The sequence below is a fragment of the Halosubterraneus shenae genome, assembly GCF_050510935.1.
Classification (GTDB): Archaea; Halobacteriota; Halobacteria; order Halobacteriales; family Haloferacaceae; genus JBDGPU01.
On record NZ_JBNLVO010000005.1, the window covers coordinates 92840 to 109671 of the forward strand.

Genomic DNA, 16832 nt, shown 5'->3' on the forward strand with positions numbered 1-16832 from the left:
GATCGTCGGCCTACTCGCCGCGAACGTGGTCGACGACCTCGTCCCGGAGCGCTTCCCGGGTTCGATGGCTCGCCTCGGCGTCAGTCAGGACCTCGATCACGTGGCTGCCTTCACTGTCGCGGGCCTCACGGTATCGCTCCCGCAGCTCTTGGGTCGCTGCCGGGTCGGCCTGCTCGCGGGCGTCGACTCTCGTGAAGTCGATGTCGTACAGCTCGCCGGTCGGCTCGAAGTCGAGGCCGTGTGGGGTCTTGAACTGCTCCGTGAACGGCGGCTCGAACTCCTCGACCGGGAGCTTGTGGAAGATCCCGCCGCCGTCGTTGTTGATCAGGACGATCGTCGCGTCGACGTCACAGCGATCGAGCGCGAGCAGGCCGTTCATGTCGTGGTAGTAGGCCAGGTCGCCGGTAACGAGCGTGAGGTCGTCGGTCGTCGCCGAGCCGGCCCCGAGCGCAGTCGAGGTGATCCCGTCGATGCCGGAGGCGCCGCGGTTGCCGAGCGCGGTCACGCTCGTCGTCGACGGCGCCGCGAACCGGTCGAGGTCGCGGACCGGCATCGAGTTCGAGACGAACAGCGTGGCGGGGTCCGGCAGCTCCTCGGCGACCGTCTGGAGGACGCGCCCCTCGGGGAACGCCCCTTCCTCAGGGAAGGGCGCTTCTTCGGGCGCCTCCTCGGCCTTGGCCGACTCCTCGAGGACGTCGAACGCGACCTCGTCGGCGTCCGTCCACTGGCGCTGCCAGGCACCCGAGCTGCTGCCGCCCGCGACGAGCTGGGAGAGCCGGCCGCAGAGCCGCGAGGGCTCGGCGACGACGAGGTCCGTCGCCGCGAACTCGGCCTCCCGCCAGCGGCCGGTCGGGTCGACGACGTACTGGCGCGCGTCGGTCGCGGCGAGGTACTTCCGGAGCCGCTTGGAGGTCGGCGACGCGCCGAGCCGGAGGACGGCCTCGGGGTCGGCCCAGTCGTCGTCCTCGGCCACGTCGGCGGAGAGGTAGGCGTCGTAGCCGCCGATCACGGGCGCGACCCGGGTATGGCCGCCGAACCGGACGCCGGAAAGCGGGTCCGCGAGGATGGGGAAGCCCGTCGCGTGCGACAGGGCCGTGACGGCCTCGGGGTCGAGCCCCGGCGGGTCTGCCGGGCCGGCGACGATGAGCCCGCGGTCGACGTCGAGGCCCCGTGCGAGCTCGCGGAGGCTCCGGTCGTCGAGCTCCGGGACGCCGGCGTTGCGCGAGACGTAGGCCCCGTCGCGGCCGTGCTCGGCCTCGCTCGCGAGGTCCTCGGGGACGTCGCCGGGCACGCGCGTCGGCTCCAGCGGCTTGCTGAACGGGACGTTGAGGTGAACCGGGCCGGCGTCGGCGCCCTCCGCGGCGGCGAGGGCCCCCGCGACCGTCGTGCGGAGCGACCGAAGCTTCCGGTCGTCGGCCGCCGGTTCCGGGAGGTCTTTATAAAATCGGACGGCATCGCCGAAGAGCTTCTCCTGGTCGATGGTCTGGTTCGCGCCGGAGTCGCGGAGCTCCGGCGGGCGGTCGGCGGTCAGACACAGCAGGGGCACGCGACTCTGGTTCGCCTCGACCACGGCCGGGTGGTAGTTTGCGGCCGCGGTACCGGACGTGCAGATCAGCGGTGTTACCTCGCCCGTGCGTCGCGCGCGGCCGAGCGCGAAGAAGGCGGCCGAGCGCTCGTCGAGCTGGGAGAACACGTGGACGTCCTCGTGGCGCGCGGCGGCCATCGTCAGCGGCGTCGAGCGGCTGCCCGGGGAGACGACGACGGCGTCGACGCCGGCGGCCGCCAGCTCGTCGACGAGCGCCCGCGCCCAGAGCGTGTTCCGGTTCGGTGCGGTCATTGTCCAGGGTTCGTACCGGGATGGCATATAAACCGTCGGAACGACCCGACCGGGTGGACCCGCGGCGGCCTCGCGTTCTGCAAGTCTTAAGCCCGCCGAAGGCCTCCGATCCCGTATGAGCGAGGACGACGCTGTCGAGATCGACGTCGAAGCAGCCGACGACGCCGACGCCGAGGAGCCGGACGAGTCCGCCGAGGCGACCGAGTCGGTGTCGGCAACCGACGAAGAGGGCGCCGAGCCCTCGGGAGATCCGGAAACAGCCGAAGCCGACGGGGAAACGGCGGACGACACTGAGCCGACCCTCGACGACGGGCTCGCGGCGCGCGTCGCGAACCACGACGAGGCGGTCGCGGCCGACGTCGCGGAGCTCGAGGCTCGCGTTGCGGAGCTCGAGAACGAACTGGCGGAGGCGGAAGACGAGATCGACGACCTCACCGAGCGCCTGAAGCGCAAGCAGGCGGACTTCCAGAACTACAAGCAGCGCCAGAAGAAGAAGCGCCAGCAGATCAAAGAGCGGGCGGCCGCGGACTTCGTCGAGCAGATCGTCGACGTGCGTGACAACCTGATCCGCGCGCTCGAACAGGAGGAGGGGACGGACATCCGCCCCGGCGTCGAGTCGACGCTGGAGGAGTTCGACCGCGTCCTCGCCGAGGAGGACGTCGAGCCCATCGAGCCCGAAGCCGGCGAGGAGGTCGACCCGACGCGCCACCAGGTGATGCTCCGCGTCGAGAGCGACCAGCCCGAGGGGACCATCGCCGAGCTGTACCAGCCCGGCTACGAGATGGGCGACAGCATCGTCCGCGAGGCGCAGGTCACCGTTAGCGACGGCGAGTAGCGAGGAATCGCGGCCAGTTGACGCGTCTTTTTGACCTTCAGCGAGCTTCGCTCGCGGGCGGTTCGAGGTCGTCGTACGCGCTCGCCAGCCCGTCGAGCGCGTCGTGGAGCTCCGTCGTGTGCGGCGCCGTCAGCGGCGAGACGGAGACGTGGCCGTCGACGATCGCGCGCCGGTCGGTCCCCTCGGGATCGGGCACGTCGCCCTCGCGCATGCGGTCCCAGATGCGGTCGTGGAGGGTGATGTCCTCGCCGTCGCGCGTCGCCCCCATCTCGTACAGCGTGGAGGGCTTCGTCACGTCCATCGGCGCGATGCCCTCATCCGGCCGGGGCGCGGCCTCGCCGTCCGCCATCGGCGCGTTAACGTTCAGATAGTCGGCTTCCTCGAAGACGCCGGCGTCGACGGCGTGGTCGAGGAGGTACCGGGTCGCGTGCGCCGCGTGCTGGTAGTGACCGGGGTCGAGGTCGCGCTTCCACCAGTCGTCGCCGCCGGGGACGTACAGCGACGTTGCGATGGCGGGGACGTCGAAGAACGCGCCCTCGACGGCCGCGGAGACGGTGCCCGAGCGACCCAGGACGTACTGGCCGAGGTTCGCCCCCTTGTTACACCCGGAGACGACGGCGTCGGCCTCGGGATAGAGCTCGCCCAGTCCGGCGACGACGCAGTCGGCGGGCGTGCCCTCGACTGCGTAGCCCAGCTCGTGCTCGTGGACCGTCACGTCGTTCGAGAGCGACCGGCCGACTGCGCTCTGGTCGTCGGCGGGCGCGACCGCCACGACCTCGTACTCGTCGGCCAGGGCGTCATACAGCGCACGGAAGCCGACCGTGTGAATCCCGTCGTCGTTGGTCAGGAGGACCCGCTCGACGCTCATACCCGTCATGGGGGAGGTCGGGGCAAAAGCCCACCGCCCGCGACGCGGTGCGCGACGGCGCTTCGACACGGACCTCGCCAACGGAAACGCACACATACTCGGGTGCGTATTGGCACGTATGGGACTCGGCGGCACGGCAAAAAAGATCCAGACGGTCGCAGAGAAAGCCGAACAGACCTACGAGAAGCTGACGGAGCTCCGGGAGGAGGTCGACGACACCCAGGAGATGGTCGCCGACACCGCGACCCGTGTGCAGCGCCTGGAGAACGAGATGGCCGAGCAGCGGGCCGTCCTCGACGCCATCGCCGAGGAGGTCGGCGTCGACCGCGAGGACGTCAGCACGGACGTCCACATCGCGGAAGCCGAGCAGGACGAGTCGGCGGCGGGCGACGGCGAGGAGTAGGAAGCGGGTGGCCGGTTCCGGCGTCGAACGTCGCTGCCGGAGGTCAGATCGATTGGAGTCGGCTACCTTCCGGTTCGAATGCTGCGGATGGAAACCTACACAAAGCGCCACCCCTTTTACCGGATATGACCACCCATCGGGACCCCCTCTCGTCCGTGCTGGAGACGATCGGGGAAACGCCCCTCGTCCGCGTGCAGGCCTCGCCGGACGAGGTGCCGGTGTACGCGAAGCTCGAGTCGTTCAACCCGGGTGCGAGCATCAAGGACCGCATCGGGAAGCACATGCTCGAGCGGATGCTGGAGCGCGGCGACGTCGACCCCGGCGGAACCATCATCGAGCCGACCGCCGGCAACACCGGCATCGGCATCGCCGTCGCCGCCGGCCAGCTCGACCTCGAGGCCGTCTTCGTCGTGCCGGAGCGGTTCTCCGTCGAGAAGCAGCAGCTGATGCGCGCGCTCGGCGCGGAGGTGATCAACACCCCGAGCGAGGACGGGATGGGCTACGCCATCGAGCGCGCCCACGAGCTCGCAAGCGAGCTCGACAACGCCGCGGTGCCCCAGCAGTTCAAGAACCCCCTGAACAAGGAGGCCCACTACGAGCACACCGGCCCCGAAGTTCACGAGGCGCTCGACGGCGAGGTCGGCGCCGTCGTCGCCGGCACGGGCACCGGCGGCACCCTGATGGGGATGGCCGAGTTCCTGCGCGAGCAGCACCCCGACACCTACGTCGGCGCCGTCGAGCCCGAGGGGTCGACCTACCGGGAGTTCTTCGGCGAGGAGATCGCGGAAGGCGAGTACAAGACCGAGGGGATCGGTACCCACGACATCGAGACGAACGTCCTCTTCGATCCCGAGATCGTCGACGAGATCCACACGATCGCGGACGAGGACACCCACGCGGAGATGCAGCGGCTCGCCGCCGAGGAGGGCCAGCTCGTCGCCTCCTCGGCCGCGGCCAACAGTCTCGCCGCGATCGACGTCGCCGAGCGCATCCGCGACGGCGAGATCGACGCGCCCTACGACAGCGTCGTCACCGTCTTCCCCGACTCCTCCGAGCGCTACCTCTCGAAGGGCGTCTACCGCTCCTTCGAGGAATGGGAAGGATAGCTATCGGGCCGTCGTTGAGGCGCTCCCCCATCGAGAGGTCGTTGTCGGAATCGGCTCGTCAGCTCGGCGGCGCTCCTCGATCCAGTTCTCAGTCGATCAGTCGCTGGTGTTCGACCTTCATACACCGGTCCTGCACGACCGCGATACCGGCGGCCTCGGCACGCGCGGCGGACTCGTCGTGACGGATCCCCTGCTGGAGCCAGATCCCGCCGACGTCGCCGGCCTCGTCCCGGCGTTCGAGCGCGTCGTCGACGACGGCCGGCACCTCGTCGCTCGGGCGGAAGACGTCGACCACGTCGACCTCCACGTCGTACGGGAGATCAGTGAGACTGTCGTAGGCCGGCTCGCCGAGGACCTCCTCCGCGAAGGGGTTCACCGGCACGATCCGGTAGCCCTGTCGCTGGAGGTACGCCGGGATCTGGTGGGCCGCCTTGCTGGGCGTCGTCGAGCAGCCGACGACAGCGATGGTGTCGGCGCCCAGTAGCTCCCGCATGAGGTCGTCGCTGGCGCTCATACGTGGCTGTACACGGGCAGGGCGCAAAAAGCTGCGCGCCGGTCTGGCTCGCGCGTTACGATTTCGCGAGGCGGATCTTGGGCTCGCCCTCCTCGCTCGTCTCGACGATCCCGTCGAACAGCTGCTTGAGCGTGTTCATCGTCTGGTCGTCGTGGGCCGTCGAGTCGATACAGAACAGCCCGAGCCCGTCGACGCTCTGGATGCGCCCGGTGAACACGTGGAGGAAGCGGAAGACTGTCTGGAGGTCCGAGTACATCAGCAGCGTCGACAGCGAGTGGAGCATGATCCGGTTCTGCTCGATCCCCTGGTTGCGGTAGAACACCTCGAGAAACTCGGAGAGCTTGATACCGATCCCCGTCATGTCGACGGGGGAGGACGTGTACTTGATGCGGTCGTCCTCGCGGACGTCGCCGACGCCCTGCTGGCGCGTGACGCAGTCGACGACGGCGACGGGGTTGCCCTCGTACTCGACGCGCTTTTTATAGTCCTTCAGGATGCGGTCGGCGCTGTCCTTCGTCGTGACGACGATGGCTCCGTTGCCGTTGCGGGTGCCGTCGGCGAGGATGTCGAGCGCGAGGCTGCGTTTACCCGTCAGTGGCGGCCCGGTAAGGAGGAGATTCGTTCCCGGCTCGACCTCCGCGTCGAGATGTGGGGTGAGGTCATACATGCGGGCGCCTCGTCGTTCTACGGCCAGCCTGCGGACACGACCACTGCCGTCGTGCCCGCCAACCCAGCCTCTTCAACTGTCGAAACCATGCCTCGTGCATATATTATGCTTTTTGATCGGGTGATCCGAACGCACGAAGCATTCGCTCACATTCAGGCGACGGTCCGCCCTACGATAAATGCCACGACTGCAAGCAACATTCCGGCTTTTATCCGGCGCTGGGCGGCCGAGGGGTCGGCGAACGCCCGTTTCGTCCCGTGCAGCATCACCAGATCCGCGGGGATCACGAGTGCGAGGTAGGCGACGCCGAAGGTCCCCTGCAGGTACGGGACGGCGCTCGCGAGCACCGCGACGACCATCGCCGCCAGCCCGATCCGCAGCGCCGCCACCTCGCCGACGGCGATCGGGAGGGTGTTCAGCCCCTGCTCCCGGTCGCCGGCGAGGTCCTCGACGTCCTTGACGACCTCGCGGGTGAGCGTCGCGATCGCCGCGAGGACGAACAGCGTCGCCGCGCCCAGGGGTTCACCGACCGCCGCGCCCCCGAAGAGGAACGTCGAGCCCGTCAGAAAGCCGACGACGACGTTGCCGAGGCCGGGGACCCCCTTGAACAGCTTCGTGTACGCCACCAGCAGCAGGAGGTTGAACACGGCGATCGCGATCGCCGTCAGTGGGAGGAACAGCGCACAGCCCATCGCCCCCAGGAACAGCGCCCCGCTGAACGCGAGCGCGGCCCGCGGCGAGACGGCGCCCCGGGGGATCGGGCGATCCGGGTCGTTCACGCGGTCGATCTCGCGGTCGAAATAGTCGTTGATCGCGTTGCCCGCGCCGGTTGCGAACATCGTCGCCACCACCGCGGCGCCGACCGCGACCGCGTCGACCGCGACCGCCCCGCCCGCGACGTACGCCCCCGTGAACGTGAGGACCCCCGCAGCGACGACGTTGCCGGGGCGAGTGAGGTCGAGGAACCCACGCAGGCGACGCATCAGGGTCATACCAGTGCGTGTTCCGGCCGCCCGCTTAAAAGGCGCGGAGTCGGCGGGCGGGTCCGAATCGCGGGACTTAAGCGGGCGAATGGAGTACCGTGGGATGCAGGGCGCTTAGCTCAGCTTGGACAGAGTACCTGGCTTCGGACCAGGCTGTCGCGGGTTCAAATCCTGCAGCGCCCACTTGAAATTAACCCGGACCAGTTACAACACGGTTCGGTAAGTAACTGCCTTCTTCGTGGCATTTTCGGCGGAATTCGATTTTCTCAACGACCGGTATATTCTGATACCATCACGGTTCGGAACGCGCCCCGCGCGCGCCTAGCGATTACGTTCGCAAACCTCGGAGGTGGTCCGCGTGTCGCTTGATAGATCGTCGGCCGCATCCGACGAGCCGCTTGAGACGATCTTCCGCGAGCGTATTCTCCGATCGCTCACTACTGATCTCGACGCTGCCCTCGTCGAATACCAGTGCGACCGCTGCCAAGAGCGATGTATCAATCCGCGGCGGTCGGTGCTTGAGGAAGCGGGCGTCTGCCTGGAATGCCACGTCCAGTATGCTGTCCACGGCCATGTCCGCGGTCGCATCTCATCTCGTTGGGATTGATGTCGAGCGAGCGACTCGAGGGGCTGACAGGTTCGGATCCGCGTCAAGATGGGGGGTGGAACCCCCCTTTGAGCCGTTCGACTGCTTCGATGACGACGATCGCGGTCAAGACAAGAGTCGTCTTATAAAGTTCCTCACCTACCACCCGGAGAGCGCCCCTATTGCCCGTTGCGTCAAGGCTGTCATGCCGGCTGGCGATGCTGATCGCATCGCTGAGCGCGATTCCATCCTTGGCCTAATCGCGGCCGTCGAGCCGATCGATTGCGTCATTAACAAGCTCAAGCCGAAATTCAATCAACTGGCGCTCCTGTCCTTCGGACTGGCTAGCGCATTCGATTAACTCTTGACGTAGACGAGCGAGATCGTCACCGCTGTGCTCTTCGGCCAGACGCCGCACCTCCTGATTGCGCTCGTAGGCCGGGTCAGGCGCGTACGTCTTCTCACTACCGTCGTCGACAATCTCCACCACGCCGGCATCGACTAATTCCGAAAGGAGCTTACGTGCTGTTTCTATGGGAACGAAAGCTGTATCAGCTATCCAACCGGCCGACCGCGGTTGCGATAATGAGCGCACGACGGTATCCACGCGCTCGTCATCGGACGCTACGTCCTCCCACTGTGTCCGCCCCATAGTTCAGAGTACACAAAAGAAGAGAATAAAACCGTGGTTAGCTGTCGTCGAGGCACTGGCGGCGCTGTTCCATCATTTCCCGCTCGATGCGCTGGTCGTAGTAGTCAGCCCGCGTGTCGATTGAGACGTACACCCGATCGCTGACAACAGGCTTTGGCACGTCCTCCTGTAGCCAATACGTAATACCGTCGCGACGCACGGTGTGCGGGCTTACTGACGCCGGAAAGTTGCTTGCCTGCTGTCGGTCAATTGCGGCTGCTTGATCCTCGACGTTGAGTGCTCGAATAGCACCGCGTCGCATTATTGTTCACTACGCGAGATACAAGACGACGTGCTCGCGGCTGGCGTAGTCGAACTTGATGTAGTAGTCGAGAATCGATTCAGCGTTAGTCAGCAAACGTCCTTCTGAGCCGGGTTCGTTACATCAGTATTTCCAGAGTTTCACTAAGATCGCTCGCAGCATCCGCGATAGCTGATAGAGAGATGTATTCACGGTTAGAGTGCGCGACCGGGCCTTCCTCGTCAGCGAGTACACCAGGACCAAACACGACCGTCGGCGCGTCATCAGCAAAGTACGATGCCTCAGTCGCTGCCTCAAACGGACGAATCTCACCACCACTGACTGTAGCGAGTGTCTGTACGAGCTCGGATTGAAGCTCAGTAGCAAACGCATCTGGACTGGGGCTGTCCGGGTAGGCCGCACCCACTTCGTAGTCGACCTCCCCCGGAAGTCGTTGGTCGAGATATGCTTCAAGACTAGCGACGAAGTCGTCGATGGTTTCTGGCGGGACTGTACGGCGGTCGAAGCTAACAGTACACTCCGAGGGGATTTGGTTGAGTGGCCCTCCTCCTTCAACGCGCGTCGGTGCAAGCGTAGATTTGCCGAGTAATTCGTGTTCGCCCGGCCCGCACTGCGTGTCATACGCCTCAAGCGCCTCGATGAGTGCTCCTATTGCGCGAAGCGGGTTCGTTCCAGAATTAGGCTCGCTAGCGTGGGCACTTTCGCCGTAAATTGTGACGTAGCCGCCAAAGTTCCCCCTGGCAGCGGGGCACACGTCGAGCCCTGTTGGTTCGCCTACGATGTATCCATCAGCCGATAGCTCGTCGCCGAGATGTGCGCCGCCGAGCTGTGAGGTTTCTTCGTTCGGGGTAATCGCCAGTGTCAATTGGCCGTCCCCAATTGAAGCCGAGAGGAATGCATCAAGCATCGCTGCAAGCGGACCTTTCGCGTCGCATGCACCTCTTCCTCGCACGATGTCGCCATCACGTTCGAATGGCTGATGTGGTGGGACGGTATCGATATGGGTGTTCAGAACAAGGTGTGTACCGGTGTTTCCGGTGGTACCACGAACAGCGACTATGTTCCCGGTCTCGTCAATTTCGGGTTCGTGTCCTTCGTTTTGGAGCGTCTCGACGACGAGGTCTCGCATTTCCGCGACGTCTTCATGGGAAGGTATCTGAACTGCCCGACGGTGGAACTCATCGAGGTCAAAGGTCATAGATGGTCTTTCTGACTGGAAGACAATAACCAATCGTGGAGGCACGGAAGGCGGTCTGCCATGATTCAGGTGCTTTATTCCGGGAGGATTGGCGCGAGATAGCTGCACTTGGGCCTTTTCTCGTCGGTAATCCGGTGGTGAGCCGGTGGGACTGATTAAGTATCACCTTGTCAATAGTCCTGTATGGGAATAGACGAGGAGACGGGAGCTATCTATCGGCAAATCCTGGATGAGTTGTCACCACCAGATGGCCAAGCCGTGTCGAGTGCAAGCATCGTTGAGGACGTAGACGCAGACAGCAGCGACATCAGTGATGCAATCGGCGATCTGCTACGTTTTGGCGAACTCGAATTCGTCAATACCAGCGGGAGTAACATGCACGTCCGGGTTCGCCTCCACCAGCCAACTGAGAACCAAAGTAAGCAAATGACACTCGCCGACGCGCAGAACCAGCATCATTGGCTGGCGTACATCGCTGACGAACACAACCCACGTACCACTCGTTCCAGACGCCTATTCACAACTCGCGATGCTGCTGAACGCCACCTCGAAACTATCGGCGGCTGCGATGAGCTGACGCCAGTTCCCGGGCTCGAAAACGTCTGGTACGACTATTTGGGTGATTGGAGTAGCGAATACGCTGTGCTTCGGAAAGAACCTGTTTTCACTCAATTCGACGATCCTTGGCCATAGTGGGAATTTATGCAGGTCTACCATAGTCCTACATCATTTCAACCGGCGGTTTCCCCGGCCATTCCTGACGCAAACAGGTCAGTCCCTCACATACCTTCATAACCATCCAATTACACTTCGGGAGTATACAAACATGGTCGGGACCCCGGACAATCCCCTCACGCAATCTTCTACGTATTCGGGCAAAGTGTATCGGCTCTCCAGCACTCAAGGATCGCTCAGTCTCGAGTTCCTTCGCGACCAACTTGACGGCACAACCATTCACCTAGATCCACCATCCGAGTACGAGGAAGATGATGACCTGATTAAGCCGGATGTATTCAAGAAAGACGGCCAAATCAAAATCATCACCACCATCGAAGACGTGGAAATCGTCGGGAACGGTAGCCTAAGAGCACTCTCCGGGAATATCGTGCTTGACGAAACCGGTTCAGTCGTATTTCGAGATGATCGAGTCTTGATCTTGGATACCGAGTCGGTTCGCTTCCTCACCTTTAGCGACGGTGATGACTACTACATGGTGCTGATTGCCGGACGAAACCTCGTTGAAAACGTTCTCGAGATCATCCGTGAGAAACTCGGAAACCTGGATCTCTCACTTCTGGAGGTCAACCTCAGCTCAGACGACATCGAACACATTGCCGACCAGCTCGCCGAAGAACTCCTGAACACTACATTTCAAGACTTCCCTCAGTCCTCGATAAACAAGAAGTACATCTCTGGTCGTGGCTATCAATCCGAGCCGGAATACCAGGAGGAAAAGAAACGGGGATCGGTGCGCACTCACATGATGGCAACACAGGAGATCGGCGAAGGCGAGAAGGTCATCAGTATCTCAGAGGATGCGCTGGTTCGAAGCTACTCTAACATGGAGCTGGAGACCTATCTTACGTTGATTCAAGAGTACCTTCTCCCACAAATCTCAAAACAATCGACGGTGACTGACTTCACGGAACCAGGTGACCAGTCAACGGTAAACGACTTCGCCGACCAAAACTGAATAGCACACTATGCCGTTCCCCGGACAACAGTCGATTCTCGAACTTGTCGGGGGAATCTCTCTGCTGGCGATTGCGCTGTTTGTCGTGAAAACCTTCCTCAATTCGGTGTTCGCTCGCTTAATCGGTGATCGAGTCGTTGATCGATGGATTTCACAGGCCAAGAAGAAGGTCAAGGCATACCAAACGCGGTATAAGAAAATCAAGGCGGACTTGGAGTTCAGTGCGTATGTAACCGACAGTCGTACGGTCAGCGAAGCTTCTGAGGCTGTAGAATCAGCCATCAGAAGCAGTGTCTCGCGCAGCAAGGGTGCGGCGGAAGTTCAGGAATTCCACTGGGTAGACGAGACAACGGCCAGCGTGACCGTCGACTACCTCAACAGCGACCCTTTCGAGATTACGATAGACCTCATACAGGACAACAGCTCGTTCTCACATTCAGACGTGAACTCGGTTGCTGACGCGCAACTGGATTCTATCGGCGTGGACATTCGATTTGAGTTCGATTTTAGAAATCTCAAGGGCGTACTCATGGACGTCGGGACCTTCGCGCAATTTCTTCGGGAGAGCATGGATGACGAGTTCAATGTGAGGTCAGTTACGGAAAGTCGGTTCAGGGTCGGGATGCTGGAGAATGATTTGGCCCTCGACGACTGGATTCAGGAACAACGTTTCGAGACCAGTCTGTTGCTGAAGGACGAACAGGGTGAGCGGTCCATAGAATTCCGTGGTAATGAGGCAGTCATCACTGCACCGTACCCCGAGGTAGATGACCAGACGGCGGAATACATCCGACTCACATTACTCAATTACTATCTCTAACAGCTATTGTGGGTGGTTTGAGTTCGTTCGCAATTAGAAATTTGAAGAGGACAATCTACAGATAACGAGTTCTAGCCAGCTATTCACACCTCGGGATGCCGCTGAAGGTGCCACCTCAGAAAGGGTCAACAACCCCATTCGAAGCCCCTGGCCGTAGTCGAACTTTAAGTCGTTCAGACACTCTTGTGAGCACATGCTGAGAATAGAAGGACGAGAAGCCAGTGAACTTTCCCCGACATCCCTGAGTGATCAAGGCCTCGAGGAAGATGATCTCCGGGAATGGGTGATCGCAAATTCGGCCGAGATTCTTGGGGAAGATTTGCTCGTCATCGGCCGAGAGGTAGAAGTAGCAAACATGGGAGACGGTATCGACATCCTCGCGGTTGATAGGGCTGGTAATCTCGTGGTGGTGGAACTCAAACGAGGAGCGCTGCGAGGGTCGGTCGACTTCCAGTCTCTAAAGTACGTCTCATACGTCTCTCGATGGTCCTACGACGACATCAAGCAACAGTTTGAGATGTTCCTCCAATCAGAATGGGGGATCGATCTACACGGCGAGGACGCTTCCTTCGCGGAAGTCATCGAAGAGTTCTGTGATGACGATTACGAACTCAACGCTACGCAGCGAATTTTCTTAGTCGGCAATATGGTTCGAGAACGTATTGGCAGCGTCGTTCTTTGGCTAAGAGAACAAGATATTGACGTCAGCATTGTCCAGTTCTCGCTGTTCAAAGACGACGAGGAAGAGTTGTACCTCGATTCAAAGACTATCGTGCCGACATCTGACCTGGAGAAGTTCGAAACTGGTGAATCACCCTCTGACAAGCCCTGGAAAGTCAATGGGAAACGGTGGCATCTGGAAGAGCGGATGAACGAAGAAACAGCCGCACTTGTTCGTCAGATGGTCGATCGCTTGGCTGAGATTGATGGACTGGCTGGTCCGAGTTGGACACAGAAAATCTACATCGCCTTCCGGATTGAGGGGACCAATAGGGCGCTCTTGCGGACGCGAGCAAACTCAGTACAGGTCGATCTTCGTGACTTCCCCATTACCGACGAAGAGCAATTGATAGACGCTGCGTCTGAGCTTGTCGGCGACGAAGAACGGGTTAGTCTGGATACTGAGTTCCAAGACACTCGCACGAGGTTGCAGATCAAGTGCATGCCTGATGACGAGATAGATGTTGATCAGCTAGCAGACTTCGTCGAATCGCTGCTCATTGATGAATCCCTGAGTAGTGCTGAATCCCCTGCGGCACTCGAAAACTAAGTCTTCTCACTACTACTCACATGGAGATCGACCTCGCCGCAATCGTGCGGTTCGACTTCTGTGAAGCATCATCTGAGGAATCCCTCAAGAACCAACTTTCGAAGATGTATGACGAAGAGGGCGAACAATTTGGAGGGCCAATCATGGGAACCGGTGAAACCTGGCGACGGACGATATATTCGGCAGATGGGGAGTCATTCGGTGATCTTCCCGGATTTGAGGAAGTATTCACCCTCGTTGAGCCAGACTGTCGGCATATTCTTGACGTCACTACAGTCGCAGTTCTTTCAGACTCACAGATTCGCGACCTCACAGAACAGGATTCATCCCGTACCCACGTCCTTCAGAACGAACTGATGGAATCACTCAATGGGGTTTCTGAGTCCATCCCCAGTATTGTAGATGCCGAGCGTCGTGACCCGCCAACAGTATTCTACATCGAGCCGGCCGAAGAACAGGAAATAGGCAGGGAGGGCAGTTCGATCGACACTGAAGTTATGCACGAATACCTCGAGGAGCACCAAGCCTTCCTCGGGAAATTCCAGTTCTTGTTAGGTCATCCAATCGAGTTCACCGGGGAAGACCTCATCACGCCGCAGTCATCTGGTGCCGATGGGACTCGAAGCCTTACAGTTCTCAATACTACTGCATCCTATGAACCACAGGAAACCGAACCGTGGGGGCCTTCGTGGCTTCGCCGTATTGAGGGCGTCCTCAAGCCCTATTTCCGAACTGACGACTGGTTACGTCACCGGCGAGACTTAGTTGCAGATATTGACCGAGAAACGCATGGGATCAACGACATCCTCAAGCAAGAGCCAGATGATGTTGAGGCGGCTCTCTCCTCAGAGGAAGACCTTGAAGCACTGCGTCGTGAGTGGACGGACGTATACACGAAACTGGTTGATGAGGTTGCCGTCCTTCGAGAGGAAACCGGTTGGTTGGATGATGAAGAGCGAACATTTGCGACTCCAATCTCACCACCAGCGAGACCAGAACAGGAAGTGTCGATATTCGACTCATACGACGAACATCTACGTGAGCTATTCACAATAGTTGAGAACGACCTTGATCGAGTCGGTCAGAAGTTGGGTCGTATCTCCCAGTTTATTCACGATACTGTGGCGGCGCGTACAGCCTCCGCTAACGTAAACCTCCAGAAAGACATCAAGAACCTCACGATCATACTGACCGTACTGACGGTTGTTCTTGCGATACTAAGCTTAGTCCAGTTCCTGTAGCAGCTACGAAACAGGCTGAGATACACTCAGATTTACATGACAGCATCATCATTTTCCCGTGAATGCGGGGAATATTGAGTCTGCTCAGGAAAGCCAAAGGGGACTACCGGAACAATGCTGGGGCAGCGTATACACATGGACTGCGCATTCTCAGCACCTGGGGTTTAGTAGCATTAGGGGCCGTTTCGGCGCTTACGATGGAAGGAATTATCGCGCCCCTGCAAGCGGCTCAAGCGTTTGCTTACGCTGGGCTGATGTTCTTCTTTGACTTCGCCCTTCTCAGTGATATTGCCCTATTCTTACGGTTTACTGGGCCAGAGCTGTTCGGTTTGGTGGGGTTCTCGACCCTGATTGCAGTTGTACGGGGCACAGGAGCACTCTCAATTGCATTTCGCTGGTGGCGCTCCTAGCCCTACCAGCGAAATTATAATGCAGTCATGTAACTAAATATTGAATATGCTGATTGACGCATTTGTTCGAGTATTCGGGTCTAACCTACCGATTTTCGCTTTGCTCTTTATCGGGGTAGTGGTTGAGAAACACTACGTCAGCCGGGTTACGGTTTTCACGAACGTTCTTGCGTTGAACATGTCTTTTCTCGGTCTCGATCAAGCACCCCGACTTTTGATTTGGTATGGCGATCTCGGGCTGGTTCTCGGGGTGTATGGGATGCTCGCTTACCTATTGAACGTCAAAACATGGTGGGGTTACAATGCGCCGGCATTCTTTGCGTACGCCTCACTTCCAGTCGCGGCGGTCGTACTCGCGTCACCAGGAGATTGGTGGATTGCCTTGCTGGTTGGGGGTGTAGTGAACGCTGTTATTGGATGGGTACTCAGCTCTGAACTGAACATCCCCATCGTCCATTGGGGGCCCCGACCTGGACCGGTGAGTCGATTCATTAAGACGGCGAGAATGACGTACCCAGATGGAATGGTGACGAGGAAGGTAGATTTAGACCTCGGGAAATTCGAACGACGCTGAATCGATGTCAAGAGTAGCGCCACGCACCCACTACCAAATAGTAGACGGCCTAAACGAGAGAAAAATCGTGGAGAACAGCCCTGTTGGTCTCCTCGCTTCGTGATAGTTCTCAGAGAAGGGGTAAAACCAGGGCCCATACTAATCGCCAATAGAAACGGTGTAAATGCGAAAACTACCCCTGCCTTCTTGTAGACTCATATTCATTAGCTCATAATGCCAGTAAATGCAACTTGGGGCGAACTACTGGTCGGTGCATACCATAAGCGGATGAATGGCTGTGAGGTTGTTAGCTATAACAACCGTTCTGAGGAGCAGGGGAACCAGATGGAAGCCGATGTTATCGCCATTGACAACGATCGAGATTCGGGCAGACAGAACGTCTACGCCTGTGAGGTGGTAACACACATGAGTGGGAAACTCTACTCTGGAACACCAGACGAGGGGTGGTGGACCGAATTCACCAATACCAAAGCACACCAATACTCCCTACAAAAACTCCAACAGAAATTCCGGGAGGACTACCGCTACGTGAACGACACATTTGCGAATGCTGACGACCACTCGTACCAATTCTGGGCGCCCGTTGTCACCGGTTGGGAGCGGGGCAGTGGCCTAATCGACGGCCTCGAAGAGCTTGGGAAACGATTCAAGCACGAGACCGGCGAAGAACTCGAACTCATCATCAATCAGGACTATACCGAACGCATTCAGAACCTCCGCAAAGAAGCAAAAGGAGACACTAGCGACCACGGTGCCCCAGCATTTCGGTTCCTCCAGATTCTGGAAAACCTGAAGTAGACCAGCTAGCCGGTCATAAGCTGCTCTGCTGAACGCATCCTCGGCTTCAGCATGTCGTTGCAAAAATAGAGGAGAG

17 protein-coding genes and 1 tRNA gene are annotated in these 16832 nt (G+C 60.0%); 11 read left to right on the plus strand and 7 right to left on the minus strand.

What is annotated here, in order from left to right:
* Window positions 1-10: 10 nt before the first annotated feature.
* On the minus strand, window positions 11-1837 hold the full coding sequence (gene menD, locus ACQE3M_RS11995) for a 2-succinyl-5-enolpyruvyl-6-hydroxy-3-cyclohexene-1-carboxylic-acid synthase (protein WP_430505860.1): 1827 nt from the start codon (window positions 1835-1837) through the stop codon (window positions 11-13).
* Window positions 1838-1952: 115 nt separating this feature from the next.
* Here menD and ACQE3M_RS12000 point away from each other — a divergent pair, with 115 nt between their 5' ends.
* Window positions 1953-2672, plus strand: coding sequence for a nucleotide exchange factor GrpE (locus tag ACQE3M_RS12000; protein WP_430505861.1), 720 nt, complete (start codon window positions 1953-1955; stop codon window positions 2670-2672).
* A gap of 37 nt (window positions 2673-2709) precedes the next feature.
* Here ACQE3M_RS12000 and surE read toward each other — a convergent pair whose 3' ends face one another.
* Window positions 2710-3540 carry a 5'/3'-nucleotidase SurE gene (gene surE / locus ACQE3M_RS12005; RefSeq protein ID WP_430505862.1) on the minus strand — a complete coding sequence of 277 codons (831 nt, stop codon included), beginning with the start codon at window positions 3538-3540 and terminating at the stop codon, window positions 2710-2712.
* A gap of 118 nt (window positions 3541-3658) precedes the next feature.
* On the opposite strand from surE, the gene ACQE3M_RS12010 reads away from it, so the two are divergent.
* Together ACQE3M_RS12010 and ACQE3M_RS12015 are read left to right on the plus strand one after the other, a co-directional pair.
* Window positions 3659-3943, plus strand: a complete 285-nt coding sequence (locus ACQE3M_RS12010) for a DUF5798 family protein (protein WP_430505863.1) — start codon at window positions 3659-3661, stop codon at window positions 3941-3943.
* Window positions 3944-4068: 125 nt separating this feature from the next.
* Window positions 4069-5049, plus strand: coding sequence for a PLP-dependent cysteine synthase family protein (locus ACQE3M_RS12015; RefSeq protein WP_430505864.1), 981 nt, complete (start codon window positions 4069-4071; stop codon window positions 5047-5049).
* Between the two features lie 88 nt (window positions 5050-5137).
* Here ACQE3M_RS12015 and ACQE3M_RS12020 read toward each other — a convergent pair whose 3' ends face one another.
* From ACQE3M_RS12020 to ACQE3M_RS12030, 3 genes are all read right to left on the minus strand, one after another.
* Complete coding sequence (locus ACQE3M_RS12020; protein WP_430505865.1) at window positions 5138-5563, minus strand: CoA-binding protein; 426 nt, start codon at window positions 5561-5563, stop codon at window positions 5138-5140.
* Between the two features lie 55 nt (window positions 5564-5618).
* The gene (locus tag ACQE3M_RS12025; protein WP_430505866.1) at window positions 5619-6230 is read right to left on the minus strand and encodes an RAD55 family ATPase; all 612 of its coding nucleotides are present in this window, start codon (window positions 6228-6230) and stop codon (window positions 5619-5621) included.
* Between the two features lie 152 nt (window positions 6231-6382).
* Window positions 6383-7222: a geranylgeranylglycerol-phosphate geranylgeranyltransferase gene (locus ACQE3M_RS12030; protein WP_430505867.1), complete on the minus strand. Its 840-nt coding sequence runs from the start codon at window positions 7220-7222 to the stop codon at window positions 6383-6385.
* A 99-nt stretch (window positions 7223-7321) separates the two neighbouring features.
* Here ACQE3M_RS12030 and ACQE3M_RS12035 point away from each other — a divergent pair.
* Window positions 7322-7396: transfer RNA gene (locus tag ACQE3M_RS12035), tRNA-Arg, on the plus strand.
* A 659-nt stretch (window positions 7397-8055) separates the two neighbouring features.
* Here ACQE3M_RS12035 and ACQE3M_RS12040 read toward each other — a convergent pair.
* Both ACQE3M_RS12040 and ACQE3M_RS12045 read right to left on the minus strand, forming a co-directional pair.
* Window positions 8056-8451, minus strand: a complete 396-nt coding sequence (locus ACQE3M_RS12040) for a DUF7342 family protein (protein WP_430505868.1) — start codon at window positions 8449-8451, stop codon at window positions 8056-8058.
* Window positions 8452-8870: 419 nt separating this feature from the next.
* Window positions 8871-9950, minus strand: a complete 1080-nt coding sequence (locus ACQE3M_RS12045; RefSeq protein WP_430505869.1) for a M20 family metallopeptidase — start codon at window positions 9948-9950, stop codon at window positions 8871-8873.
* Between the two features lie 183 nt (window positions 9951-10133).
* Here ACQE3M_RS12045 and ACQE3M_RS12050 point away from each other — a divergent pair, with 183 nt between their 5' ends.
* The 7 genes from ACQE3M_RS12050 (at window position 10134) to ACQE3M_RS12080 (ending at window position 16756) form a co-directional block, all read left to right on the plus strand.
* The gene (locus tag ACQE3M_RS12050; RefSeq protein WP_430505870.1) at window positions 10134-10643 is read left to right on the plus strand and encodes a hypothetical protein; all 510 of its coding nucleotides are present in this window, start codon (window positions 10134-10136) and stop codon (window positions 10641-10643) included.
* A gap of 133 nt (window positions 10644-10776) precedes the next feature.
* Window positions 10777-11643: a hypothetical protein gene (locus tag ACQE3M_RS12055; RefSeq protein ID WP_430505871.1), complete on the plus strand. Its 867-nt coding sequence runs from the start codon at window positions 10777-10779 to the stop codon at window positions 11641-11643.
* 10 nt (window positions 11644-11653) lie between these two features.
* On the plus strand, window positions 11654-12463 hold the full coding sequence (locus tag ACQE3M_RS12060) for a hypothetical protein (protein ID WP_430505872.1): 810 nt from the start codon (window positions 11654-11656) through the stop codon (window positions 12461-12463).
* Between the two features lie 193 nt (window positions 12464-12656).
* Entirely contained in the window at window positions 12657-13733 is a 1077-nt protein-coding gene (locus ACQE3M_RS12065) for a hypothetical protein (protein WP_430505873.1), read from the plus strand.
* A gap of 20 nt (window positions 13734-13753) precedes the next feature.
* Window positions 13754-14974, plus strand: a complete 1221-nt coding sequence (locus tag ACQE3M_RS12070; RefSeq protein ID WP_430505874.1) for a hypothetical protein — start codon at window positions 13754-13756, stop codon at window positions 14972-14974.
* Between the two features lie 456 nt (window positions 14975-15430).
* Entirely contained in the window at window positions 15431-15958 is a 528-nt protein-coding gene (locus ACQE3M_RS12075) for a hypothetical protein (RefSeq protein ID WP_430505875.1), read from the plus strand.
* Window positions 15959-16171: 213 nt separating this feature from the next.
* On the plus strand, window positions 16172-16756 hold the full coding sequence (locus ACQE3M_RS12080) for a hypothetical protein (protein ID WP_430505876.1): 585 nt from the start codon (window positions 16172-16174) through the stop codon (window positions 16754-16756).
* Window positions 16757-16832 lie beyond the last annotated feature (76 nt).

Bases quoted from the DNA above. Each gene is read 5' to 3' on its own strand.
- ACQE3M_RS12040 (WP_430505868.1), bottom strand. From the start codon at position 8,451: ATGGGGCGGACACAGTGGGAGGACGTAGCGTCCGATGACGAGCGCGTG.
- ACQE3M_RS12080 (WP_430505876.1), top strand. From the start codon at position 16,172: ATGCCAGTAAATGCAACTTGGGGCGAACTACTGGTCGGTGCATACCAT.
- ACQE3M_RS12045 (WP_430505869.1), bottom strand. From the start codon at position 9,950: ATGACCTTTGACCTCGATGAGTTCCACCGTCGGGCAGTTCAGATACCT.
- menD (WP_430505860.1), bottom strand. From the start codon at position 1,837: ATGACCGCACCGAACCGGAACACGCTCTGGGCGCGGGCGCTCGTCGAC.
- ACQE3M_RS12000 (WP_430505861.1), top strand. From the start codon at position 1,953: ATGAGCGAGGACGACGCTGTCGAGATCGACGTCGAAGCAGCCGACGAC.
- ACQE3M_RS12025 (WP_430505866.1), bottom strand. From the start codon at position 6,230: ATGTATGACCTCACCCCACATCTCGACGCGGAGGTCGAGCCGGGAACG.
- ACQE3M_RS12020 (WP_430505865.1), bottom strand. From the start codon at position 5,563: ATGAGCGCCAGCGACGACCTCATGCGGGAGCTACTGGGCGCCGACACC.
- ACQE3M_RS12030 (WP_430505867.1), bottom strand. From the start codon at position 7,222: ATGACCCTGATGCGTCGCCTGCGTGGGTTCCTCGACCTCACTCGCCCC.
- ACQE3M_RS12015 (WP_430505864.1), top strand. From the start codon at position 4,069: ATGACCACCCATCGGGACCCCCTCTCGTCCGTGCTGGAGACGATCGGG.
- ACQE3M_RS12050 (WP_430505870.1), top strand. From the start codon at position 10,134: ATGGGAATAGACGAGGAGACGGGAGCTATCTATCGGCAAATCCTGGAT.
- ACQE3M_RS12070 (WP_430505874.1), top strand. From the start codon at position 13,754: ATGGAGATCGACCTCGCCGCAATCGTGCGGTTCGACTTCTGTGAAGCA.
- surE (WP_430505862.1), bottom strand. From the start codon at position 3,540: ATGAGCGTCGAGCGGGTCCTCCTGACCAACGACGACGGGATTCACACG.
- ACQE3M_RS12060 (WP_430505872.1), top strand. From the start codon at position 11,654: ATGCCGTTCCCCGGACAACAGTCGATTCTCGAACTTGTCGGGGGAATC.
- ACQE3M_RS12075 (WP_430505875.1), top strand. From the start codon at position 15,431: ATGCTGATTGACGCATTTGTTCGAGTATTCGGGTCTAACCTACCGATT.
- ACQE3M_RS12010 (WP_430505863.1), top strand. From the start codon at position 3,659: ATGGGACTCGGCGGCACGGCAAAAAAGATCCAGACGGTCGCAGAGAAA.
- ACQE3M_RS12065 (WP_430505873.1), top strand. From the start codon at position 12,657: ATGCTGAGAATAGAAGGACGAGAAGCCAGTGAACTTTCCCCGACATCC.
- ACQE3M_RS12055 (WP_430505871.1), top strand. From the start codon at position 10,777: ATGGTCGGGACCCCGGACAATCCCCTCACGCAATCTTCTACGTATTCG.